18 protein-coding genes are annotated in these 24146 nt (G+C 63.3%); 7 read left to right on the top strand and 11 right to left on the bottom strand.

Going from position 1 to position 24146, the window contains the following annotated elements:
- Positions 1–10 precede the first annotated feature (10 nt).
- The 4 genes from OBACDRAFT_RS02450 (at position 11) to uvrB (ending at position 6372) form a co-directional block, all read left to right on the top strand.
- Positions 11–1849, top strand: coding sequence for a DEAD/DEAH box helicase (locus OBACDRAFT_RS02450; RefSeq protein WP_043582523.1), 1839 nt, complete (start codon positions 11–13; stop codon positions 1847–1849).
- Positions 1850–1944: 95 nt separating this feature from the next.
- The gene (locus OBACDRAFT_RS02455; protein WP_043582524.1) at positions 1945–3336 is read left to right on the top strand and encodes a tetratricopeptide repeat protein; all 1392 of its coding nucleotides are present in this window, start codon (positions 1945–1947) and stop codon (positions 3334–3336) included.
- A gap of 70 nt (positions 3337–3406) precedes the next feature.
- Entirely contained in the window at positions 3407–4222 is an 816-nt protein-coding gene (locus tag OBACDRAFT_RS02460; protein WP_043582525.1) for a M48 family metalloprotease, read from the top strand.
- An 89-nt stretch (positions 4223–4311) separates the two neighbouring features.
- The gene (uvrB, locus tag OBACDRAFT_RS02465) at positions 4312–6372 is read left to right on the top strand and encodes an excinuclease ABC subunit UvrB (RefSeq protein WP_043582526.1); all 2061 of its coding nucleotides are present in this window, start codon (positions 4312–4314) and stop codon (positions 6370–6372) included.
- Positions 6373–6474: 102 nt separating this feature from the next.
- Here the strand turns inward: uvrB and OBACDRAFT_RS02470 are convergent, their stop codons facing one another.
- The 4 genes from OBACDRAFT_RS02470 to rpsT form a co-directional block, all read right to left on the bottom strand.
- Entirely contained in the window at positions 6475–9258 is a 2784-nt protein-coding gene (locus OBACDRAFT_RS02470) for an alpha-L-rhamnosidase (RefSeq protein WP_043582527.1), read from the bottom strand.
- A 98-nt stretch (positions 9259–9356) separates the two neighbouring features.
- Entirely contained in the window at positions 9357–10946 is a 1590-nt protein-coding gene (locus OBACDRAFT_RS02475; protein WP_232766581.1) for an O-antigen ligase family protein, read from the bottom strand.
- A 70-nt stretch (positions 10947–11016) separates the two neighbouring features.
- Positions 11017–11781: a VC0807 family protein gene (locus OBACDRAFT_RS02480; RefSeq protein WP_052360900.1), complete on the bottom strand. Its 765-nt coding sequence runs from the start codon at positions 11779–11781 to the stop codon at positions 11017–11019.
- Positions 11782–11932: 151 nt separating this feature from the next.
- Positions 11933–12193 carry a 30S ribosomal protein S20 gene (rpsT, locus tag OBACDRAFT_RS02485; protein WP_043582528.1) on the bottom strand — a complete coding sequence of 87 codons (261 nt, stop codon included), beginning with the start codon at positions 12191–12193 and terminating at the stop codon, positions 11933–11935.
- A 160-nt stretch (positions 12194–12353) separates the two neighbouring features.
- On the opposite strand from rpsT, the gene OBACDRAFT_RS02490 reads away from it, so the two are divergent.
- The 3 genes from OBACDRAFT_RS02490 to OBACDRAFT_RS02500 all read left to right on the top strand — a co-directional run bounded on the left by OBACDRAFT_RS02490 (position 12354) and on the right by OBACDRAFT_RS02500 (position 16314).
- Positions 12354–13700, top strand: coding sequence for an FAD-dependent thymidylate synthase (locus OBACDRAFT_RS02490; RefSeq protein WP_043582529.1), 1347 nt, complete (start codon positions 12354–12356; stop codon positions 13698–13700).
- Positions 13701–13800: 100 nt separating this feature from the next.
- Positions 13801–15228 carry a Do family serine endopeptidase gene (locus tag OBACDRAFT_RS02495; protein ID WP_043582530.1) on the top strand — a complete coding sequence of 476 codons (1428 nt, stop codon included), beginning with the start codon at positions 13801–13803 and terminating at the stop codon, positions 15226–15228.
- 81 nt (positions 15229–15309) lie between these two features.
- Positions 15310–16314, top strand: a complete 1005-nt coding sequence (locus OBACDRAFT_RS02500) for a DNA/RNA non-specific endonuclease (protein ID WP_043582531.1) — start codon at positions 15310–15312, stop codon at positions 16312–16314.
- A 16-nt stretch (positions 16315–16330) separates the two neighbouring features.
- Here OBACDRAFT_RS02500 and OBACDRAFT_RS02505 read toward each other — a convergent pair whose 3' ends face one another.
- The 7 genes from OBACDRAFT_RS02505 to OBACDRAFT_RS02535 are packed head-to-tail and all read right to left on the bottom strand — an operon-like array spanning position 16331 to position 24136.
- Entirely contained in the window at positions 16331–17704 is a 1374-nt protein-coding gene (locus OBACDRAFT_RS02505) for a sugar transferase (RefSeq protein ID WP_043582532.1), read from the bottom strand.
- Between the two features lie 20 nt (positions 17705–17724).
- On the bottom strand, positions 17725–18924 hold the full coding sequence (locus tag OBACDRAFT_RS02510; RefSeq protein ID WP_052360902.1) for a glycosyltransferase family 4 protein: 1200 nt from the start codon (positions 18922–18924) through the stop codon (positions 17725–17727).
- A gap of 6 nt (positions 18925–18930) precedes the next feature.
- Entirely contained in the window at positions 18931–19752 is an 822-nt protein-coding gene (locus OBACDRAFT_RS02515; protein ID WP_052360904.1) for a glycosyltransferase family 2 protein, read from the bottom strand.
- Positions 19753–19794: 42 nt separating this feature from the next.
- A complete protein-coding gene (locus OBACDRAFT_RS02520; RefSeq protein ID WP_043582533.1) occupies positions 19795–21192 on the bottom strand; it encodes an O-antigen ligase family protein in 1398 nt (465 codons plus the stop codon).
- Positions 21193–21203: 11 nt separating this feature from the next.
- Positions 21204–22352 carry a glycosyltransferase gene (locus OBACDRAFT_RS02525; protein WP_043582534.1) on the bottom strand — a complete coding sequence of 383 codons (1149 nt, stop codon included), beginning with the start codon at positions 22350–22352 and terminating at the stop codon, positions 21204–21206.
- A 25-nt stretch (positions 22353–22377) separates the two neighbouring features.
- Entirely contained in the window at positions 22378–22962 is a 585-nt protein-coding gene (locus OBACDRAFT_RS02530) for an LbetaH domain-containing protein (RefSeq protein WP_052360906.1), read from the bottom strand.
- A gap of 16 nt (positions 22963–22978) precedes the next feature.
- Entirely contained in the window at positions 22979–24136 is a 1158-nt protein-coding gene (locus OBACDRAFT_RS02535) for a glycosyltransferase family 4 protein (protein ID WP_043582535.1), read from the bottom strand.
- Positions 24137–24146 lie beyond the last annotated feature (10 nt).

The raw sequence follows: 24146 nt of genomic DNA on the forward strand, positions 1-24146 counted from the left end.
ACGGTGGCGCATGGAAACACGCAAATTTGCCGAACTCGGGTTGTCGCCGGAACTCTTGAAAGCCGTCGATAAAATGGGTTTTGAAGAAGCCTCGCCCATTCAAGCCGCCGTCATCCCGCTGCTGCTCGCCGGAAGCGACGTAGTCGGCCAATCCTCCACCGGTTCGGGCAAAACCGCGGCCTTCGCCCTCCCCGCCATCGAACGCGTGGACACCAAACTCAAGGCCGTGCAAGTCCTCATCCTTTGCCCCACGCGCGAACTCGCCGTGCAAGTCGCCGAGGAAGTCAACAAACTCGCCAGCTTCAAACGCGGTGTCATGGAAGTGCCCATCTACGGCGGCCAATCCTACGAACGCCAATTCCGCGCCCTCGCCGCCGGAGCGCAAGTCGTCATCGGCACCCCCGGACGCGTCATGGACCACATGGAACGCGGCACCCTCAAGCTCGACAAACTCAGCATGGTCATCCTCGACGAATGCGACCGCATGCTCGACATGGGCTTTCGCGACGACATCGAGCACATCCTCAAATCCGTGCCCGAACAGCGCCAGTCGCTCTTCTTCTCCGCTACCATGCCGCGCGAAATTCGCGACATGATCAGCCGCTTCATCCCCAACCCCGCCTGGGTCAAAATCGAAACCCAGATGCAAAGCGCGCCGCAGGTGGACCAAGTTTATTTTGAAGTTGATCGCCGCTCCAAACTCGAAGTCCTCACGCGCCTCATCGACCTCAACGATTTTCGCTACGGCATCATTTTCTGTTCGACCAAAATCATGGTCGATGAACTCGACGAAAACCTCCACGCCCGCGGCTACGCGTGCGACCGCCTGCACGGCGACATCACGCAAGCGCAACGCACGCGCACCATGGAAAAATTCAAACGTCGCGGTTTCGAATTTCTCATCGCCACCGACGTTGCCGCGCGCGGGCTCGACGTCGACGACCTCGAAGTCGTTTTCAATTTCGACCTCCCCAACGACGCCGAGGACTACACTCACCGCATTGGCCGCACCGGCCGCGCCGGACGCAAGGGCAAGGCATTCACTTTCGTTTCCGGACGCGAACTCTGGAAACTCCAAAGCATGGTGCGCTTTGCGCGACTCGACATCCGCCGCGAACGCGTTCCCTCGCTCGACCAAGTGGAAGAGGCGCGCGAAAACGTATTCTTCGAAAAACTACGCGCCACGCTCGACGCCAAAAAATTCCGTCCGCAAGACCGCTTCATCGACCGCCTTCTTGAACAAGGTTATCCCAGCACCGACATCATTGCCGCGCTGCTGCACTTGATGCAGGGGGGGGGGGGGGGGGATAAACCCGCTCCATCGACTGTTCCTGCTAAATCTTCCGCCCGTTTCGCGCCTCCTCCCGCACCTCCCGCCTCTCCCGCCTCTCCTGCCTTTCCCGAGCCTTCGGCCCCCGCCGCCTCTGCCCGACCCGCACGTTCCGCATCGCGTTCAAAACCACCCCGCGAAGCCGACATCCCAGACTACACGCAGGGCGAACTCCCCGCAGGTGACGATTTTGCTGACGATGCCCGCGCCGACGCCGGCTCCTCGCGTCCCAAAAAAGCGAAATTCGAACGCGCCGCCCGCACGGGCCGCGAACCCGGATTCACGCCGGTGTTCTTCAATGTTGGACGCAAACAACTCATCACCCCCGCCGATCTCGTGGGCAAAGTCGCTGGCGTTACCCGCCTGCCTGCCGCCGTGGTCGGTGCGATCGACATCCACCAACGCCACACGCTGGCCGATATCGCAGACGAGCACGTGGATCTTGTCGTGAAAAAACTCACCGGCATCCGCATCAAAGGCGAATCCCTCCAACCCATGCGTGCGAGCGATGCTTCGTGAAAAATTAAGCAATAATTGCCGATAATTGCCAACAATCGCAGACATCAACGTTGACCCGCTTCGCCAGTAGCGGTTTGTTTCTCCTTTTCTCCCCTATGCAAGAGATCCCCGTTCAATCCCTCGATCCACGACTTCAGAAACAAGTCGAGAATGCCCAGATCGCTCTCCAGCGCGGCAATTTCGACTACGTTGTCGAGCTTTGCTCGCAGGTCCTCAAAAACGCGCCCGGCTGCCTGCCCGTCCGCCGACTCCAGCGCATCGCGTTGATGAGAGGTCTCGAAACGAAGAACAAAGCCGTCGTCAAAGCCCTTGGCTCCATGACCCAGGTGGGCTTCCTGTTCGCCAGTAAGAAAGATCCTGTCAAGGTGTTGGAAAACGCGGAGCGGATGCTCATTGCCGACCCGACCAATACCGGTGCCCTGAAACAGATGGCCGATGCCGCCACGGCGATCGGCCTCCATGAGACGGCCGCCTTTGCCTGGGAATGCATCCGCGACCTCCAGCCCAAAAACCACAAAACCCTTGTCACGCTGGCGGAGATGTTCCTCGCCGCCAAAAAACCAATCGAAGCCCTCAAGGTGGCCGACGAACTCCTCCGCCACAAACCGCAGGACGGCGAAGCCCTCGCCCTGATGCGCCGCGCCTCCGTCGCGCAGACGATGGACAAGGGCAAATGGGAAAACAAAACCTCGTTCCGCGAAAAACTCCGCGACGAAAAACAAGCCGTCTCGCTCGAACAGGCGTCCAAGGTCATCACCTCCAGCGAAATGACGGAACGCCTCGTCGAAGAGGCCAAGGCGCGTCACGCCGCCGAGCCGGAAAACCTCAACCACCTTCGCGCCATCATCGACGGTTATCGCCGCCTCGGCGATTCCGCCTCCGCGCTCGAATGGGTGCGCAAGACCGTGCAGATTCCCGCCGCCGCCGCGGACGCCTCGTTTGAGAAACTCGCCACCGAGCTTGAGATTGAGCTGTTGGAAAAAACCGTGCGCGAAGCCGAGCAAGTCGTTGAAGCCACTCCCGATGACGAGGCTGCGAAGTCCGCGCTTGAGACGGCGAAGACCACTCTCTCGCAATTCCGCCTCAAAGAAGCGCAAGACTACTGCGAACACTATCCCAACGACTACGCCGCGCGCTTCAACCTCGCCAATCTTTACTACGAGGCAGGCGACTACGAAGACGCCATCGCCAACTACCAGCAGGCGCAGAAAAATCCCAAGGTGCGCATTCATGCCCTGGCCGGCATGGGCAAATCCTTGAAAGCCCGCCGCATGTTCGATCTGGCCATTGCGCAGTTCCAGATTGCGAAGGGCGAATTGAGCATCATGGACGACCTCAAGAAGGACGTCATTTATCAACTTGCCGAGTGTTACGAATCGATGGGCCGCACGGACGACGCCATCACCGAGTTCAAGCTGATATACAGCGAAGACATCGGCTTCCGCGACGTAGCCGACAAGATCAACGCCTACTATTCCAACCGCTGAGCGGTCGCTCCTTCCCGGTTTTGTTTCCCGGCTTGCGCGCAACAGGCCGCCTGGCAATTTTGCCCGGTTTATGAAACGCAATTTTATTACAACTTCGTTCCGCATCCTGCTCCTCGCCCCTGTGCTGGGCCTTGGGTTGTTCATCACCGGTTGCGCCACGGTGCAGGATACCGGACGCAAACAACTCCTGCTCACCTCGGCTGACGAGGAGGCGAAGATGGGCATTCAGTCCTTCGACCAGATCAAGAAAGAGGAAAAAATCTCCACCAACGCCGCGACCAACGCCCGCATCCAAAAAATCGGCAAACGCATCGCCGCCGCCGTTGGACGCGACCTGCCCAACGCGCAGTGGGAATTTGTCGTATTTGACTCGCCCACCGTGAACGCCTTCGCGCTCCCCGGCGGCAAAGTCGGCGTTTACACCGGCCTCATCAAACTGGCCTCCAGCGACGACGAAATCGCAACCGTAATGGGACACGAGATCGCCCACGTTTCCTGCCGTCACGGCGGCGAGCGCATGTCGCAGCAGATGGTTGCGCAACTCGGCGGCGTCGCCCTCGCGCTCGGCACACAGAACAGCCAATATCAGGCACTCTACGCGCAAGCCTACGACACCGGCTCGCAACTCGCCATCATGCTCCCCTACTCGCGCAAACACGAGACCGAGGCCGACGAAGTGGGCCTCCGTTACGCCGCCAACGCCGGTTACGACCCGCGCGCAGCTGTCACCTTCTGGCAAAAAATGGCCGCCCAAAGCGCCGGTCAGGAACCCTTGCCGATCCTCTCCACCCACCCCTCCAACGCCGACCGCATTTCCAATCTGCAACGCCTCGCCCCCAGCCTGATGCCGACCTACGAAGCCGCCCGCGCCCGCCTCGGCAACTGACAGAAATAAGCTGACAGAAATAAGTGGCGCGGGCGTCCCGCCCGCATTCTGTGTTGAAGAAGCGGGCGAGACGCCCGCGCCACTTTATCATGCTCTTCAAACTCCACGCCGACTACCAGCCGACGGGCGATCAGCCGCAGGCGATCGAAGCCCTGGTAAACTCGATCCAGGCGGGCAACAAACACCAGACCCTCCTCGGCGTCACCGGCTCGGGCAAGACGTTCACCATGGCCAACGTCATCGCCCGCTGCGACCGACCCACGCTCATCATCTCGCACAACAAAACACTGGCGGCACAGCTTTACTCGGAGTTCAAAAACTTTTTCCCCGACAACGCCGTCGAGTATTTCGTTTCCTACTACGACTACTACCAACCCGAGGCCTACATCGCAGCGAGCGACACCTACATTGAAAAAGACTCGTCCATCAACGAGGAGATCGAACGCCTGCGCATCTCCGCCGCCAGCTCGCTCGTGTCACGACGCGACGTAATCGTCGTTGCCTCCGTCTCCTGCATCTACGGCCTCGGCTCGCCCGAAGATTTTCAGGCCATGCGCATCCAACTCCGGCGCGGCGACGCCTTTGGTCGCAACGTCCTGCTCACGCGCCTCGTGGAAAATCTCTACGAACGCAACGACTACGACCTCAAGCGCGGCGCCTTTCGCGTGCGCGGCGACGTGGTGGACATCATGCCCGCCTACCTCGAACAAGGTCTGCGCGTCGAATTTTGGGGCGACGAAATCGAAGCCATGAGCGAGTTTGACCCGCTCACGGGCAACGTCATTCGCGCGCTGGAACAATTCGATCTGTATCCTGCCAACCAATACGTCACATCGAAGGACAAACTCGACGCCGCGCTCAGCGCCATCCGCACCGAACTCGACGAACGCGTGGCCTTCTTCGAGCGCGAAGGCAAATATCTGGAAGCGCAACGCATCCGCATGCGCACCAACTACGACTTGGAAATGTTGCAGGAAATGGGCTTCTGCAACGGCATCGAAAACTACTCGCGTCACCTCGCCGGACGCGCCGCCGGTGACCGTCCCATTTGCCTCGTGGATTTTTTCCTCAAGGATTTTCTGCTCATGATCGACGAGAGTCACGCCACCGTGCCCCAGATCGGAGGCATGTACAACGGCGACCAAGCGCGAAAACAAAATCTGGTGAGTTTCGGTTTCCGCTTGCCCTCGGCGCTCGACAACCGTCCGCAATCGTTCGCCGAGTTTGTGTCGATCACCGGACAAACGCTCTACGTGTCGGCCACGCCCGCAAAATACGAATTGGAAAAATCCACCGTTGTAGCGGAACAGGTGATACGCCCGACCGGATTGCTCGATCCCGGAATCGACATCCGCACGACCAAGGGACAGGTCGAAAACTTGATCGCCGAAGCGCGTCGCGCTGTGGAGGCGGGCGAGCGTGTGCTGGTCACGACCTTGACCAAACGTTTGTCGGAAGACCTGACAGCGTTCCTGCGCGAGTCGAAGATTCGCGTCGAGTATTTGCACAGCGACATCGACGCGATTGAGCGCGTGGAGATCTTGCGCAATTTGCGACAGGGCAATTTCGACGTGCTCGTTGGCATCAATTTGTTGCGCGAGGGACTCGATTTGCCGGAGGTCGCGCTCGTGGCGATTTTGGATGCGGACAAGGAGGGTTTTTTGCGCAGCGAAACCTCATTGATTCAGACCGCCGGACGCGCCGCGCGTCACGAAAAGGGTCGGGTGATTTTTTACGCGGACAACATCACCGATTCGATTCGTCGGACGCTGGAGGTAACGCGTGTGCGTCGCGAAAAGCAGCTCGCTTACAATGCCGAGCACGGCATCACGCCGCGCAGTGTGAAGCGTGCCCAGCAGTCGAGTTTGCATGTGTATGACGGCAGTGGTGTGCGCGACACCGACGACGCCAATGTGTCGATGGTGGCCGAGGGTGACGGAGATGTGAGCGCGGTGATTGCGGAGCTTGAGGACGAGATGACCTTGGCGTCGTCGCAACTGGAGTTTGAGCGTGCCGCCGTGTTGCGCGACCAGATCACGGCCTTGCGTTCGGGTGATTACAAAAAGGCCTTTGCCAGCAAGCCGTCCGCAAAAGGGAAGGCTCGCGGCGCTTATCCAAAGTCGATCGGCAAGAAGTCGTGGCGGAAATAAGGAGGGCGGGTCTCCTGACCCGCCGACGAGGTTCGCGCGTGAGCGCGAGCCTCGCACTTCTGAAATCGGACGGATGGGCGCGGCTGCGCCGCGTCTGGCGGGTCAGGAGACCCGCCCTCCGGTTTCGAGGGTGATCCGGTAGCGACCCGCGACGAGCGCGATGGTGGGACGGGCGTCGGTGCCAGTGTCTGATGCGGTGCTGGCGCCGGGATGTTGTGTCCAAGGGCGTCCGTCGATCTGCACGGCGTCGAGCGTCGCGCCGGGGGGGAGGGGGGGGAGGACGAGAGCGCGAGTGTTGGCGGGAATTTCCACATCCCAGCGGAAACTGCGTCCGGTGCGACGCCAGGCGGAGCTGATGCGTCCGTAAGGTGACTCCAGTGTGGCGGAGGCATGTGTGAGCCGATTGTCCACATGCGGTTGCAGGCGGAAGACGCGATAAGCGGGGTGCTCCGGGTCGAGCGCAATGCCGGCAACCACCGAATAAAGCCATTCGCCAATGGCTCCGTACGCGTAGTGGTTGAAGGAGTTCATGCCGACTTCGCCGAAGCCTTTGTCGGGTGTCCAACTGTTCCAGCGTTCCCACATGGTGGTTGCGCCGTTTTTGACAGGGAAGAGCCACGAGGGATAGCTTTCGTTGAAGAGGAGGTTGTAGGCGAGGTCGGTGTGTCCGATGGCGGTGAGCACGGGGCCGAGCAAGGGCGTTCCAACAAAGCCGGTGGAGAGGTGCTGGGCGCGTCGGTCGAAGCAGCGTCGCAGGTGTTTGATGGCGAGGGGACGGAGTTTTTCGGGGAACAGGTCGAAGGCGAGGGCCAGCAAGTAGGCGGTCTGCGAATCGCCGGCGAGGCGGGCGTCGGCAGTGACGTAGGCGCGGTTGAAGGCGCGAACGATTTTCGCGTGCAAGGCATCGAAGCGTCGGGCGTCGGTATCTTTTTTAAGGATACGGGCAATGCGGACCATGAGTGCGGTGGTGTGCGCAAAGTAGGCGGTGCCGATGAGGTCGCAGGGCGTGGCGGCCCAACTGGGTTGAGTGACATCGGGGGCAAGCCAGTCGCCATAGGCGGTGTCGGGGCGGAGAAGACCGTCGCTGGTTTTTTCCTGGTATCCAATCCATCGTGACATGGCAGGATAGTTTTCCTCAAGGATGCGGATATCTCCGAAATGGCGATACATGACCCAGGGGCAGATGACACCGGCGTCGGCCCAGGCGGCGTTGCCGTTTTTGCGTCCGGGATACATGGAGGCGAGGACGTCGGGGGCGACGTCGGGATAGGCACCTTGGGCGTCTTGGTCGTCGGCGAGGTCGCGGGTCCATTTGCGGAAGAAAGTGGATACGTCGTAGTTGAAGGCGGCGGTGGGAGCGAAGACCTGCGCGTCGCCGGTCCAGCCGAGGCGTTCGTCGCGTTGCGGGCAGTCGGTGGGCACGTCGAGGAAGTTGCCGCGCTGGCCCCAGCGGATGTTGGACTGGAGTTGGTTGATGAGGGGGTGCGAGCAGGTGAAGTCGCCGGTGCGGGGCATGTCGCTGTGCCAGACGATGCCGGTAAGCGCGGAGGGGGGGGGGGGGGACTTGAGTCCGGTGATTTCGACGTAGCGGAAGCCGTGAAAGGTGAAACGGGATTCGTAGGCTTCCACGCCGCCGCCGCGACAGATGTAGGTGTCGGTGGCGCGGGCGGAGCGGAGGTTTTCGGTGTAGAGAGTGCCGTCGGCTTGGAGCATTTCGGCGTAGCGGAGGGTGATTTTCGTGCCGCGCGGGGCGCGTATCCGTAGGCGGACTACACCGACCATGTTTTGACCGAGGTCGTAGGTGTAGCGTTTGGGCGCGGGTTCGGTGCGGGCGAGCACGGGGAGTTCTTCGACGGGGCGGACAGGGGGCGTGTTTTTGGAGTTGAGTTGGATAGGTTTGAGTTCGGGTGTGGCGACGGGTGTCCAGCCGCGGGTGAGGTTGCCGAGGCGGGTGGCTTCGCTCCAGCGGGAGAGTTCGCGGCGGGCGTCGTAGGTTTCGCCGTGATAGAGGTCGGAAAAGAGGAGGGGGCCGGTGGTAGCGCGCCAGGTGGCGTCGGTTGCGATCCATTGCACGGTGCCGTCGGCGTTGACGATGCGGAGGGCGGCGAGGAGGGCGGGTTCTGTGCCCCAGTGTTGGCGGTGTCTGGGGGCTTGGGTCCAGCCGAGGTTGCCGGCATACCAGCCGTCGGCAAGGATGGCACCGATGGCGTTGTCTCCGGCTTGGAGGGCGGTGGTGACGTCGTAGGTGAGGTATTCGATGCGGTTGTTGTAGGAGGTCCAGCCGGGGGCAAGGACGTCGCGGCCTATGCGTTGTCCGTTGATCCAGGGTTCGTAGAGGCCGCGGGCGGTGATGTAGAGGCGGGCTTCGCGAGGGGCAGTGGCGAGGGCGAAGGTTTTGCGCAGGTGTGGGCAAGGAGCGAGTTCGTCGCCGGTAGGCGCGGGGCGGTCGAGGCTGATCCAGCGGGCACCGACGTTGCGCCACGCGGTTTCGTCGGTGGTGAGGAAAGCGGTTTCAAACCATGCGGTGGCGATGGCGGTGGGTTCGCCGGTGTGATCCCAGATGCGCAGGTTCCAGTGGTAACGGGTGTGGGCAGAGAGCGCGGGGCCAGCGTAGGGAACTAGATGGGAGTCGGCGGACTCGACGCGACCGGAGTCCCAGAGTAGTTGGGTGGTGTCGGTGGTGGTGGAGTTGGCGGATGCGGCGGCGATTTGGATTTGATACGCGGTCTGGCGGGCACCGATGCGGGAGTCGTTGAGTTTCCAGGAAAAACGCGGAGCGGTTTCATCGAGTCCGAGCGGGTTGACGAGCAATTCGCATCGGAGATCGGCGGGACGCGGGGAGGCGACGCGGTTTGGGCGGCGGGTGGTGACAGAACGGGTGGACATGCACGTCATCATAGCCGGCGAGGGTTGCGAGATGCCTTCATTTCTCGGCTCCCGTTTAGCAGAATCGGGCCACGTGCGCGCAAGGGCGCAGGATGCTGTTATTCGCTCGGTTCGAGTTCCATCCAGCGTCCGTAGATCACCCACAACAGGCACCAGGTGCCGAGAATGGCGGGGTTGTGCATCTGAAAATCAACCCACGAGTGGATCATCGTCATCACGAGCCCAAGCACGCCGACGAGCATGGGGATGCGCCGGATGATGTCGTTGCGCACGTAGGACACTCCCCAGTAGCCGAGCATGGCGGCAGGGAAGAGCAGGCCGACGATGCCGAGTTCGGCCAGGCCTTGCGCGTAGTCGTTGTGCGCATACTCCCAGCGCAGGTAACGGGGGCGTTTGGGGTTTCCGATGGTGTAGATTTCCGGGTACTGGCGCTGGTAGATGGGAAACATGTGCCGGAAACTGCCCGCGCCGGTGCCATAGATCAAGTTGTCCTCTGCCATGTCCAGGGTGGCCTTGGTGGCGGTGACACGGGACTGGACGGACATGTTGTTATCCTGCTTGAAGAGTCGTTCGATACGCTGGAGAGAACTCTCGATGTTGAGGTATTTGGCCGAGACGCCGATGAACACAAGGAAGCACACCACGATCAGCACACCGACGGCACGGTTGGGTGCTTCGGTCTTGCCGGCGATGCCCCAGATGATGGCCCCGATCACGAAGACAAGGATGAAGCCGATGAGGAGCAGGGCGGCGGCGCGGGAGTTGGAGAGAAAGGCGAGGAGTCCGCAGAGAACCGCGCAGAAGGCGAAAACAGGGGAGGGACTGGTGCGCTTGAGCCGACGCGAGGCGCGCAGGTAGTGCCACACCATCAAGACGCAGGCTGCGACGAGGATCAGGTTGAAGAAGGCACCGCCGTGATTTTTATAGAGGATTGTGGCGATCGGGGTGAGACCGGGTTTGATGTTGATGAGCCAGAGGATTTTTTTGGCTTCGGTCACGCGTTGCAGGATGCCGAGCACGGCGAGGACGGAGCCATTGACGACCACGACGCTCAGCAATGCGACGAGGACGGAGCGTCGCGTGATGCCGATCCAGACCGCGCAGGCCATCAGCCAGATGCCGCTGTAAATGAGGAGTACACGCCAGGGGTTGATGTCGCCAAACGGAGCATCCACCGATGCGGGCAGCCAGCTGATGGGGGAGGCGGGTTCCATCCACCAGCCGCGTTCGTCGCGCATGTAGGAGAAGGCGGGGTTGAGGGCTCCGATGAGGATGTAGATGAGAAACCCCAGTCCGATCCAGAAGATGGGGAAGCGCAGTAGCCGGGGCCAGATGACGAGGGTAAAGGCCGAGCCGGTGGGCGAGATGTCGGCATTGTAGCGCCGTTTCCAGAGGGCCAGGGTGATGGCCGCAACCGCCAGTCCGAACGCGATGCTCTGCCCCCAAATATACATGGTGCCGAGAGCCCAGGGCAGGAAGCACAGGTAAAGGCATGCGACAACGAGCAGCTTGAATTCCAGCGGATGGGCGGGCTTGGCAACGTTATCACCTCGGAATGACTGCATCGGTGTGCGCTCTTGGCGCTTGACGGAAATGGCTTGGGAATGACGCACGTTGAGCAGCGAATGCATTTTTCCCATCTGCGGGAAGCGGAAAGTGGCAGGGGGGGGGGGGGGGGGGAGGGGCAACAGTTGGCAACTGCCGGGACCGAAGGCCGGCAGTCTGTCAACCGTCGCTCAGCCGGACGCGTTTCGTCCGTCAGGCGTTTTTTTTCTTTTTCTCTGGCTGGGGGTGGAAGATTTCTTCGAGCGGCATGTCGGTGAGGCGCGTGATGCCACGGAGAAGCTGCCACAAGGCGACGATCAGCATAGCTGTGCTGGGCAGGGCGATCACGGGCCAGCTTAGGAGATTCATCTTGGCCAGTTGTCCGTTGAACTCGGGCGTGCCGGACGTGCTGGTAATGATCCAGCGGGCAAGGAAGTAGTTGAGCACGGCGCTCACGAGGAAGCTCAGGAACACCAGATAGCTGGCTTTGCGCAGGAGTTGGTTAAAGGCACCCTGATTGTTGCGGGAGGCGAGGGCGGCTTCGACTTTGGGCACGTTGATGACTTGGTCGTTGTAGAGAAACTGGCGGATGAGGGGGCGGCGGCTCTTCATTGAGGCCAGCACGGCCAGAGCAACGATGGTCGGCACGGCGGCCTCTTTGACGGCGAACCAGATGGGATCGAGCTTCATCAGCCCAAATATCCCCGTGGCCAGTGTGCCGACCACGCCGATGATCGACACGAAGTTGGCCGTGCGCCGCCGCATGTAGTCCATCGCGCCGTAGCCCAGCGGGAACGCCAGCGCGATGACCAGCGCCAGATGGGGACCGAGACGTTCGGGAGCGCTCAGCTTGGCGAGGATGAAAAAGGGCAGTCCGATATTGCAGACCAGATTGATGAGCAGGTTCTCGCGCTTGGGCGGCGTGGAGGGTGCCGGGGGGGGAGGGGGGGGGGGGGGGGGCAGGGTGGTTGTGTTCATATCCATATCCATTCGGCGTTCCGTGTTCGGTGTTCAGCGGTCGGTGTTTTCTGGCATCCCAAAAACAATAAACCCCGCCGGGCTGCGGCAGGGCTCGATGACAGACAGTTGGGAGAAATGTCCGAGTGGGACGGTTGAGTGGCGCGGTCCCTTATTTGGCGAACACCGTCTTGGCGACGTGCGACTTGGCACGGGCGGCGGCGTTTTTGTGCACGACACCTGACTTGGTGGCCTTGTCCATGGCAGAGGCGTAGGCAGCGGCGGCGGCCTTGGCTGCTTCCTTGTCCTCACCGGCAGAAGCTTTTTCGAACTTCTTGTGCAGGGTTTTGAGGCGGGTTTTGACGGCCTTGTTGCGAGTGGTGAAGCGCGCGGTTTTACGGGCGGCTTTGATGGCGGATTTGGTGTTGGCCATAACGTGTTCTATAAATGTAAACCGCAGAGCAATCCAAAGCAGGCGAGGTGAGTCAAGGGTTGTTTCAGAGGATTTTGCAGATGGCACCATTGTTGTGCTGTTGGTTGTTGCGTTGCGCGCTTGCGCCCGGCGCGGGTTTTTGCGGCCATCGGACCCCAATATGCGCATCACCGGCCTTGCTCTCGTTCCGCCACCCACCGCCGCCGACCAGCCCAAGGTCACGCCCGAACTGCTGGCCTCTGTCCTCGCCCGCTACTCGCGCTCCAACGACGGCCTTGCCAATATCCTCTCCAAAGTCGATCTCGCCAACCCCGACGCCTCCATCGACCGCATCCTCAAATTCGTCGATTACGGCCACGCCTCCATCGGCGGCCTCACCGGTGGCATCGCCATCGCCCTCGATGACGTGTCGATGTGGCTCGCATACAAAATCTTTGAAATTGCCCAGATGGCCGACGGCCAGGAGTCGTCCACCCGCTACATAACCCTTGCCCCGTCCAGCCTTCCCGATCCCGCCGACATTGGCATCCCCGCCGATCTGGCCGCGCGTTGGACGGAAGTGATGGCTCGCGCCTTCGCCACCTACCAAGCCGAATATGCCCGGCTCGATGCCCTTGGGGAGAGCGAACCTCACCGCGTCCGCATCCCCGCCGGGGCCAAGCCCGCCGTCGTCACCCGCATCCGCAAAAACTACGCGCTCGACCGCGCCCGCTATTTTATTCCCTTTGCCACGCGCACCAACCTTGCCCTTGTGCAAACCTCGCGCATGTGGGCTCAGACCGTCAAAACCCTCGCGTCGCTCCCGCAACCCGAAGCCCGTGCCGCCGCCGATCTGCTCCGCGCCGAACTGGTGAAACAATCCCCGCGCCTCACCCGCCACAGCACCGCCGACGCCTCGCACGAAGCGCAGGCCGCCCAAGAACTCGCCATCTCCTGCCGACTCGGCCTCGCCCGCCTGATGACCGCGCCACTGGCCGACCAGACGTGGGTCCACGTTGACCGCGCCGCCGCGCCCTTTCTCGCCGAGGAGCAATCCATCGCCGACGCCCTTCGCCACCGCGCCAACCGCTACGGTGCGCAAGGCACCGCGACCCGCCGCATGCGTGTCACCTTTGCCTGGAACAACCTTGCCATCGCCGAACTCCGCGACCTCAACCGCCATCGCACCGGTTGCCGTTACACGCCGCTCATCCAAGCCGGCTTTTATCTCCCGCCTGAGATTCGCCATGCTGACCACCAGCGCCTTCTCGACGACCAGGCCGCGCTCACCCGCGAACTCCTCCAACGCGGTTCCCCGGCCTACACCTACTCGCTGCTCCTTGGCGCGCAGACGCCCTTCGAGCACGGCACCCATGCCGACAAATTTATTTACGAAGCCGAATTGCGCACCGGCATGGGCGCGCACTTCCGCTATGCCGAGCACCTGAGCGCGGCCCTGCGCGGCTTTTTCGAGCAAGTGCCCGAAGCGCGCGATTGGGTCGTGGAAGGCACTGCCGAACCCGAGTAGACCTTGTATCTGGTCGGAACCTTGCGAATTGGCAGCGGTCGATTTCCCTTCAACCCTGCTGCCAACTCATATCGGACGCAGTTTTATCGATAAACGACTTATGAAAATCCGAAACATCCTGACTCTCCTCACCGCCGCCCTTGCCGGTGCCACGCTCACTCTGGCCGTCATGGCCAAGGACGCCGCCTCCTCCAGCCCCCCCCCTCCCCCCCAGCTAAAAATAGACACCACTCCTCTCGCCAAAAACATCGGCGGAGTTGTTACCAGTTACGCCGACGTCCTCGACACCGCGCAAAAAGCCGTCGTTTCCGTCTATCCCTCCAAAACCGTCCGCTACACCCTGCACCCCTTCTATCGGCAACTCTTTGGCCGCAACGCGCCCGAAGACCGTGAAGAAAAACAACAAACCGGCATTGGCTCCGGCGTCGTTGTTTCGTCCGACGGCTACATCCTGACCAACAACCACGTCATTGACGGAGCCGACGAACTCAAAGTCGCCTTTGCCGACGGACGCGAATTCACCGCCAAACTCATTGGCACCGATCCCAAGACCGAAGTTGCCGTCATCAAAATCGACGCCACCGACCTGCCCGCCATCACCCTGGCCGACAGCGACAAAATCCGCGTTGGCGACATCGCCTTCGCCATTGGCAACCCCCTTGGCGTCGGCCAGACCGTCACCCAAGGCATCATCTCTGCCACCGGACGCACCGTTGGCATCCTTGCCAGTGAAGGCGGCTACGAAAATTTCATCCAGACCGACGCCTCCATCAACCCCGGCAACTCCGGCGGCGCGCTCGTTGACGCCCAAGGCCGCCTCGTTGGCCTCAACACCGCCATCGTCACTCCAACCCGGGGCAACATTGGCCTCGGCTTTGCCGTCCCCGCCAACCTCGCCGCCGGCATCATGCGCAGCCTCATTGAAACCGGCACCGTGCAACGCGGCTACCTCGGCGTTGCCGGCGAAGAACTCACCGACGAACTCGCCACCTCCCTCGATCTCAAAAAAGGCACCCGGGGCGTTATCGTGAACGACCTCCCCGCCGACGGTCCCGCGGGCAAGGCCGGTCTGCGTCGCAACGACATCATCACGGCCATTGACCAAAAAAACATCACTGTCTGGACCGACCTGCGCCTTCACATCAGTTCCCTTCCCCCCGGCACCGAAGTCACTCTCAAATACCTGCGCGACGGCAAAGAGCGCACTGCCAAGATCAAGCTCGGCTCCCTTGACGAAGCGGCTGGCGATGAACTCCTTCCCGGCGTCCGTGGCGAGCCGCTGGGAGACAAAGACCGCAGCCGTCGCTTTAGTCAGGGCGATAGGGGACTCACCGGCGTCATCGTCATCGAAGTTGCGGACAACTCCCCCTACGCCGGACGCATCCCCGAAGGACTCGTGATTGTGGAGATCAACGGTAAGTCCGTCACCGATACCGCCTCTGCCAAGGCCGCCCTCCGCAAAGGGCAGAACCAGTTCCTTGTGTATTTCCGCAATAACTACCAACGCCTCATCGTGTCGGTGAAATAAACAGGGAGGCGGCGGTCGAAAACCGCCGCTCCGTTGACTCCAGTCTGGAAAACCAGTGCGTGGGGCACTTCGCTCGCGTCCATGTGCGCTCGCAGATCGTCTTCGTTTGGCAAAAGCTCTCGCTCCTCGCGTTCCAGACGCGGCGGAGGTGGCGTGTGGCAGCGGTTGATTCGCCGGACGAAACTCGGCGGCTGGGTGACGCTTGCCCTCGGCGTGACGCTGGGCGTGTGGTTTGCCTTCCAACCTCCGGCCCGACAGCAGGAAGTCACGCGGCTGGCGCGCAACACCTTTGACCGCCAGAAAAAGATCAACCTTTTCCAATTCGCGGGCGACCTCTGGCGGCTCTATTATGGACAGGATTTTGTTGCGATCACGACCGCTGCACCGGGCGACCACACGTTCATCTACGGCGGCGTGCCGCGTTCGCCGGGGATCGATCATCAACTGCGCACGTTGACCAACACCGCCTATGTCGTCGGCTACTCGGATGTGCTGGGCAATCCCGTGTGGGCGGCCTATCGCATGAGCGACATCTCGCCTCTGCCCGAGCCTGCGGCGCGTCCCGAAACCTTCGATGTGGACGCCCGCACCATCGCCCGCATCACACCCGGCGACTACACCGGGAGCGGTTACGACCGGGGGCATCTCGCGCCCAATTACGCCATCGCCACGCGCTACGGTGAGAAGGCGCAGCGGGAGACGTTTTTGATGAGCAACATCATCCCGCAACGTCACTCGCTCAATGCGGGATTGTGGAAGCAGCTCGAAATGAAAATCGCCGTCAACTATCCCGCCCGTTTTGGCGAGGTATGGGTGCTGGCGGGCCCGGTTTTTGGCCCGAAACCAAAGACGCTGCGCGGCGGCGTGGCAGTGCCCGAGGCGTGCTACATGATCGTGCTCGACGAGAGCGACGGACGCCTGCGCTGCCAGGCGTTTATCTTCCCGCAAAACGCGGAGGGCGACATGGGGCGTTATCTCGTGACGATCGACGAGATCGAGCAGCGCACGGGACTGGATTTCCTGCACGAACTGCCTGGCGAGGCCGAGGCCCTGCTCGAATCGCGTCGCGCCGACAGCGTGTGGTAACGGTCGCCGCCAATGTTTACCGTCCGCCCTTGCCGGCGAGCATGACGTGCACGGTTTTGAGGACGATGGCCGCGTCGAGCAGGAAGGAAAAATGGCGGATGTAGTAGAGATCGTATTCGAGCTTGCGCAGGGTGTCGTCGATGCCGGCGCCGTAGGGATAATTGATTTGCGCCCAGCCGGTGATGCCGGGGCGGACGAGGTGGCGGAAATGGTAGCACGCGATGCGGCGCTCATAGTCGGCCACGAGCACGTCCCACTCGGCGCGCGGCCCGATCATGCTCATGTCGCCTTTGAGCACGTTCCACAGTTGCGGAAGCTCGTCGAGGCGGCTGGCGCGCAGGAACCTGCCCAGACGGGTGATGCGGCTGTCGTTCTTCACGGTGTAGTTGCCGCCGCCGCCCGGCGAACTGGCGCCCTCCGGGGCGGGACGCATGGTGCGCAATTTGTAGAGCGTGAAGGGCACGCGATTGCGGCCAATGCGTAGTTGTTTGAAAAATACAGAACCGCCGTCCTCCCACTTGATGGCGATGGCGGCGGCCGCGATGAAGGGCGCGCCGAGGACGAGCACAAACAAAGAGAGGGCGATGTCGCTGAGGCGCTTGAGGTGGTTGAACACCGGAACGCGCGCCATCTTGAATCCCTCCTGAAAAAGCCAGGTGAGATTGAGCCGGTAGAGGGGAATCTTGCGCCAGTAAAGCTGATGAAAAAGCTCCAGCGTGTAGGTCGGCACGCCCTCAAAATAGAGTTCCTCCAGGCGACGCGACACGTCGGGCGGGAGGGAGCGGCCGGTCTCGCGCAGGACAACGGCTTCGACACCGAGGCGTCCGGAGGTGATGTCCTCGATGAGGTCGCCAAGGAGCGGGCGTCCGTCGTCGGGTCCGTCGTCGGGTCCAAGCCGGGCGTAGCGGATTTCGCGGTCGAGTTGCAGCCGCGTGGCTTCCACGGAGAACACGTCGGCGTCGGCTCCGGCGTAGATGACGAGGCGCTTGGCGCGGCGGCGCTGGAGTTTGAGATGGAGAAGCCGGCGGGTGAGGAGCGTGGCCGGGGCGATGATAAGAAACGAGAGCCCGACGACGGCGCGGCTTTGCTGCAACGGATAGCCGGCGGGCACGAAGACGAAGGTGATGAGAAGCAGCGCGATGGTGGCGGCGAAGCAGGCAAGGATGTGCTGGCTGAGGTAGTCGGCGGAAAGAAAATCGGTGCGGGAATTGTATCCGTCGATCAGATGCAGCGCGGCAAGCAGCAGCAGGAACGGCACGAGCAGGGGCCAGAGCAGGGGCGTTTGCCACGAGGTGATGCCACGCAGGATGGCCACGAAGTTGATGAGAACAAACACGGAGAGCAGGTCGCCGAAAATCAGCGCGGTCGTGAAGGGTCGTAGGGCTTTCATGGTGAAAGTGGCGTGAAGGGTTAACGCAGTGCTTTTCCCCAGGCATCGAGTGCATGCGGGAAGGCGTGGGCGCGGGCAAAGGCGAGGGCGGAGCGGGCGGCGGTGTCGCAGGCAGCGGGAGCGAGTGGCGTGTCGATCCAGCGGCGGAGCGCCCGGACGAAGGCGGCGGTGTCGTGAGGCGGGGCGGCGAGGCCGAGTTGGTTGCGCTCGACAAGCCGGGTGAGTTCGCAACCGGCATGGCCGGCAAAAAGCACGGGGCGGCCAACGGCGGCGATACCGTAGAGCTTGCTGGGAAAGACGAGGTGTTCGCAGCCTTCGCGCAGCGTCACCCAATGGGCGTCGGCGGCGGCCAGTGAGACGGCGAGGTGCTGGCGCGGTTCGTGCGGGCGAAAGACGACGTTCTTCAGACCGCGGGCGGCGACGGTGCGTTGCAGCCAGGATTTGCGTGCGCCTTCACCGACGAAAATGAATCCGAAGCGCGGGTCGTCACGAAGCGTAGCGGCAACGTTGATACAGGGAGTGAAGTCATGCACGCGACCGAGGTTGCCGGAGTAGGCGACGATGAAGCGGGGGCCGTTGGTCTGGTCGTCGAGTGCCCAACGTGCACGCACGGCGGCTATGTCTTCGGGCGGCGGAGGGGTGAGCCCGGCGGGGGCCCAGTTGGGGATGATGGTGAGGCGGCCGGGCGGCACGCCGCGGGCACGAAGGAGCGCGGCCATGTCCTCGCCGAGTGTCACGCAGCGGGCGGCGTCGCGCCATGCGCGGTCGCGGCGCGGGCGAAGCAGGGAGACGAGCGGGAGCGCGGGCCAGCCGGGACCGGCGGCGGAGAGGAGTTCGGGGTAGATGTCCTGCGTCCAGTGGATGAGCCGGGCTCCGCGCGCGTGGCAGGCCTGCGCAGCGGTCACGCCGATGAGCGGCGGATCGGTGAGCGCAACGACGGTGTCGGAGGGCGTCAGCATGGCGTGCAATTGACGGAGCGCGGCGGCGCGAAAGGCGCGGAACTCCAGGACGCGCATAAAGCCGCGGCGGCGGGAAGGCGTACCGATGCGGTGAATACGAACATTGTTGCGTGTTTCGTTTTCCGGCAGCGAGGCGTCGTGGCGCGAGGCGACGACGGCGATGGCGTGCCCGCGTGCGGCCAGGCCTTCGGCAAGGTCGGTGAGGAGTTGCCCGGTGGCCGTCGTGGACGGGTGGTAGAACCGGTTGAGGAAAACGATCATGAGTGGCTAACTGATTTTGCGCAGGCGGCGGAGTTCGCGGGCGGATTCGCGTTCGTAGCCGGCGAGGAGGCGGCAGTAGGCGAGGCCGGGGGAGCCATCGAGAAAGCCTCGGCGAAGCAGATACTGGTAAATGAAGCGGATGGCGCCGCGTGCGGGAAGGCGGTAACTCAACTCTTTGAGCGCGCGGCGGCGTGCGAGGGCGTCGCGCGAGAGGAGGGCGCGCAGCAACTGGCGGGGCGGGCGGCAGGTGGCGGCGGCGTGGGCTGCTTCGGAACGGGCGTAGCGGGCGAGTTTTTGCGCAATGGTCTCCTCTGATTCGGAGGAAAGGTTATGATGGTAGTTTTCCCGGAGCCTGCCCATGCGCATGTCGGGCGCTTCACGCTGGCCGTGGCCGGCCTGAACAAAGCGGAAGCGTTTCCGGTGGATGAGGCGGGCCTGCCAGGCGGGATAGTCGGTGCAGTGCGGTATCCAGCGTCCGCGAAAAATCATGCGCGGTGCGATGTAATAGCCGTCGATGAGTTGGAGGTCGTCGGTGGCGAGGCGGACGCGGATTTCGTCGAGCAGGGCGGGCGTGAAGGTTTCGTCGGCGTCGAGGTGAAAGACCCAGTCGTGCCGGAAGTCGATTGTATCGGAAGCGTGGTTACGCTGTTGGGCGAAGTTGTGGAAGGGGTTGACGAAGACACGGGCCCCGGCAGCGCGCGCGATGTCGGCGGTGCGGTCGGTCGAGCCGGAGTCGAGCACGACGATGTCATCGCACCCGGCAATGCTGGCGAGGCACGCGGGCAGGTTGCGTTCTTCGTTGAGGGTGAGGATGACGGTGGAAAACATGGACTGCGCTGCGCTTCGGGGGGGGGGGGGGAGGGGAGGCGTTCAGGGTTTGGAGTTGAAGGTTGGAGCGAGTTGCCGATGGCGGAGGGTCACGAAGAAAAAGGTCCACCAGGTGGCGACGACGGCGGGGTTGGCGAAGGGAAATTCAAAAAATGAATACGCGACGATGAGCCCGCACCCGGAGGCGAGAAAGGCGGTGAAACCGTCGGGCGTTCGATGGCGGCGGATGACGTCGGTGAGGGGAAGGGCGATGGCGAGCAGGAGGAGGGTGGTGCCGACGAGGCCGGTTTCGGCGAGTGACTGGAGCCAGTCGTTGTGCGCTTCGTCGTAATAGGGACGGAGCCGGTCCGCGGTGGGGGTGAAGGTGTAGTAGGGGAGGAAGGTTACGGCATAGGTTTCGAGTCCGGTGCCCCAGATGAGGTGATCGCGGGCGAGATGCCAGGTGTCACGATAGAGTTCCGGGCGTCCGTAGCTGATGGAGTCGTTTCGAAACTCCGCGTATTGCCGGCGCGTGTCCTGCCAGCGGTCTTTGACGATAGGGCCGGCAAATTCGGTGGTGACGAGGGCTCCGATGCCGAGGACGGCGAGTGCGGCGAGGACGGGCCAGCGGCGGCGGGGAGCGGCGCGGAGCGCGAGGCGGAGTCCGGTGAGGGTGGCGGCGAGCAGGAGCAGGCCGGTCATGAGGGTGCTGCTGCGCGAGGTGCTGAGCGGCACGCCGAGGGCGATGATGGCTGCGCAGCAGAGCGAGGAGGGACCGATGGAGCGACCAAAGGGGGGATGACTGACGAGGCGGGACTGGCGGGCGGCGAGGGCGGCGAGTGCGAGGGCGGCGGCGACGTGGAGCGTGGCGAAGGCCCCCCAGTGATTGTGGTAGGTGAAGGTGGAGAACCAGGCGGGATTGCCGGTGATGAAGCGTCCGAACCAGGGACCGGCGGCTCCGAGAAATTTTTGCAGGGAGCCGAGCACGGCCAGCGCCGTGGCATTGAGAACGAGGACGAAGACGAGGAGCCGGAGGCGGGAGCGGTTTTGGACACAAAAGGCGAGGTTGAGGCCGGCGAGGTAAAGTCCGCCGAGCAGCCAGAGTTCAAGCAGACTGCGCGATGGATCGGCGGAGGAGGGCAGGGCGGCAAGGTGCGGGATGGGACGGAGGACCAGTGTATCGAAAAACTGGATGCGGGCGTGGCTTGGGTTGCACGCGCTGGCGATCACCATCGCGGCGAGGAGAAGCATCGGGGAGAGCCAGAGCGCGAGGCGGCGGAGGGTTTCGGGGGCGGTGCGGCGGCGGGCGGCGACTTCCCAGGCGAGCAGCGCGAGCGCGGGGGTGGCGAGGGCGGCGAGGAGGGGTTTGGCCCAGTCGATCTTGCCGCCGAGGAGCCAGGAGGCGGCGATGACGAGCAGTCCGGAATGGCAGAGGGAGAGGGTTTCGCGGCGGAGTTGCATGCAACGAGGGATTACGCGGTCTGTGCCAGCAGGGCCGGGCTCTGCTTTGAGAGTGTCGGATAAAAATCGAGCAGGCGGCGGGCGGTGGCGGTCCAGCTGTAGTTGGTTATCGAATACGAATGACCGCGGTCGCCGGTTTCGGTCAGGGCGTCGGGAGGGAGGGCGAGGGTGCGGTCGAGGGCGGCGGGGAAATCATCCCATGAGACGCACCAGCCGGAGCGCTCATGGTTGAGCGCGTGCCAGGGCGTGGTGTCGGTGACGAGGACGGGGACCCGGGCGGCGAGGCTTTCGACGATGGTCTGGCCGAAGTTTTCCGAGTGCGTGGGCAGCACAAAGAGGCTGGCGATGGCGTAGGGCGGGGGACGGTTGAGGCCGTTTTCGATGCACACGGAGTGTTGAGCGCCGATTTTGCCGGCGTAGTCGCGCAGGGTTTCTATGGTGTAGTGCTCGGGGATGCCGGCGATGAGGAGCGTCCAGCCGGGGCGGGCTTTGGTGGCCCAGAGTTGGATGAGTTCACGGACGCGTTTTTTTGGGTGAAAGCGTCCGTAGAAGAGCGCCACGCGTTTGCCGGCGAGCACCGGGCAGGCGGCGAGCCAGGCGCGGCGGGCCTGGTCAAGCGCGTTTGTCGTGGGGGCATGGATACCATTGGGGGCGACGCAAACGGATGCGCCGCCGCTGATGTCGGAGAAGTTGACGGCTTCGGCCTGGCTGGTGGCGTGCCATCCGGCGGCGGCCTCGATGGCGCCGGGGTGCACGAAGCGGCTGGCTAGTTTTTTGCGTAGGGCGTGGTGGTTGCGCGCCCAGGGTTCAAGCATGCCGCGGGGCGCGATGATGAGGGTGGAGCCGTGGCGGCGCGCGGCTGCGTGCGCGTAGTGGAGGGTGCGCAGCCAGAGTCCGTGATGATGGATGACGGCGGCGGGTGTGGATTGGAGAAAGGCGTTGAGTTCACGCGAACAGGCGAGGAGGCGCGGGGCGTTGCCGGTGGCGATTTGGAGCGTGATGCCGCCGGGGGGGATCGAGCGGGGGCGGTAATCGAGCGCGGCGAGGCAGACGCGAGCACCGGCTGCGGCCTGGGCGCAGGCAAGCGCCAGGACGGATTGCGAGGGGCCGCCGTGGGCGGGATCGAGGCTGGCTACGATGTGGAGGACGTCGAAGGACATTGCGGCAAGGGTTTGCGGGCGGGATTCAGAGGGTGGGTCCGGGTCGCGGGTGCAGGGGGCGGCAGGGGTGGCCGGCGCAGACGGTGCGGGGGGGCTGGTCGCGGACGACGACGGAACGGGCGCCGATGACGGCAAGTTCACCGATGGTGACGCCGGGACCGACAAACACGTCGGCGGCAAGCCAGGCGTTGGGGCCGATCTCGATGGGGGCGGTGACGAGTGGCATTTCCCAGCGGGTGAAATCGTGTGTACCCGCACAGAGATGACAGCCTTGGCTGATGTTGGCACCGCGTCGCAGGGTGATGGGGGCGAGGTTGTAGAGGCGCACGCGGCGGCCGATCATGGCGCGGGGTTCGAGCCGGAGTTTTGCAGGGAAATAAACAGTGGCGCTGGGGAAGATGACGACTTTGCCGGGTTCGGGGATGTCGGCGCCGAAGAGTTTCAATAGGAGGGCGCGCCAGTGGTGGCATTTTTCAGGCGTGGGGCGAAAGAGCAGGGTTTCGACGAGTTGCCAGAGGCGTTGTTTGAGCACTTCGGCGCGCGGCCAGGGCGAGGCGCAGCCTTGGGCCAGAAAGGGCGGTTCGCCGGGATCGGGTTGGGAGGAGGGCATGGACCGGGTTTAGGGTTCAGGGTTTGGAGTTTAGAGTGGTGAGGTCGGCTTCGAGTTCAGCGGCGAGGGCGTCGTAGTCGAAATGGCGGGCGGTGGCGCGGGCGGCGGCAGCGAGGGTGGCGCGATCAGAGGGGTTGCGGAGGAGGATCGTGAGTTGCGCCGCGAGGGCGTCGTCGGGATTGGCGGAGCGGTGGTCGAAGAGGAGTCCGTTGACGCCGGGGAGAATGAGGTCGCGGTAGCAGGGCAGGGCGGAAAGCACGGGAGCGGCGCCCGCTGCCATCGCCTCGATGGGGGCGACGCTCAGGCCTTCGCCCTGCTCGGCGCGAGTGGGGTAGCAGAAGATCGAGAGGGTCTGGTAAAATTGAGCGAGCGCCGCGGAGTCCCAGGCGGGAGGGAGGAAGCGGACGCGGTCGGCAATGCCGTGCTCGCGGGCGAGGGCAAGGAGGGCGTCGCGGTGGGCCTCGCCGCCACCGCCGTCGGCGGGCGTGACGGGGCCGATGAAGACGATTTCCCAGGGGGGCAACTCGCGGTCGCGGGCGAGGAGAGCGCCGGCGCGGATGAGTCCGTCGAGGCCTTTTTCGGGATGAATGCGTCCGGCGTAGCCGATGCGGAGAATCGGGGCGGCGGCGGATGGCGGTTGCGGGGCGGGGGACTGGAGCGCGTGCCAGTCGATGCTGTTGCGGAGGATGCGGAGGCGGTTGTTGGTATCGGGATTTTCGTGACGAACACGCGTGGCGACGGCTTCGCTGGTAGCGTAGATGCGATCGAGTTTTCCGTAAAGGCGCACCTGGCCCTTGGGCATGCGGCCGAGGACCACGGTGACAGGCGCGCGGTGGCGCAGGCCGGGCATGCGAAGGAGGATGGGGAGGGTGACGTTGTGCGAAATGACGAGCGCATCGGGGGGGAGCGCGCGGCGCAGGCGCAGGCTCCAGCGGAGGTCAAGGAGGAGGTTTTGCCAGAGGCGGGGGCAGTGGTCGCGTCCGGGAAGGCGGCGGATGCGGACGCCGTCAATTTGTTCCTCATCGGGCCAGTCGGGCCAGGTGCGGGTGAAGAGGGTGATGTCGTGTCCGCGCGCGGCGAGGCGGCGGGCGAGAGCAAACCAGATTTTTTCCGTGGCTCCGCCGCGCGCAGGCGGGACAGGGAGAAAACAGCCGAAGGTGATGGCGATGCGCATCGGGGTTTAG

Origin of the sequence: Geminisphaera colitermitum TAV2 (assembly GCF_000171235.2) — a bacterium.
GTDB lineage: Bacteria > Verrucomicrobiota > Verrucomicrobiia > Opitutales > Opitutaceae > Geminisphaera > Geminisphaera colitermitum.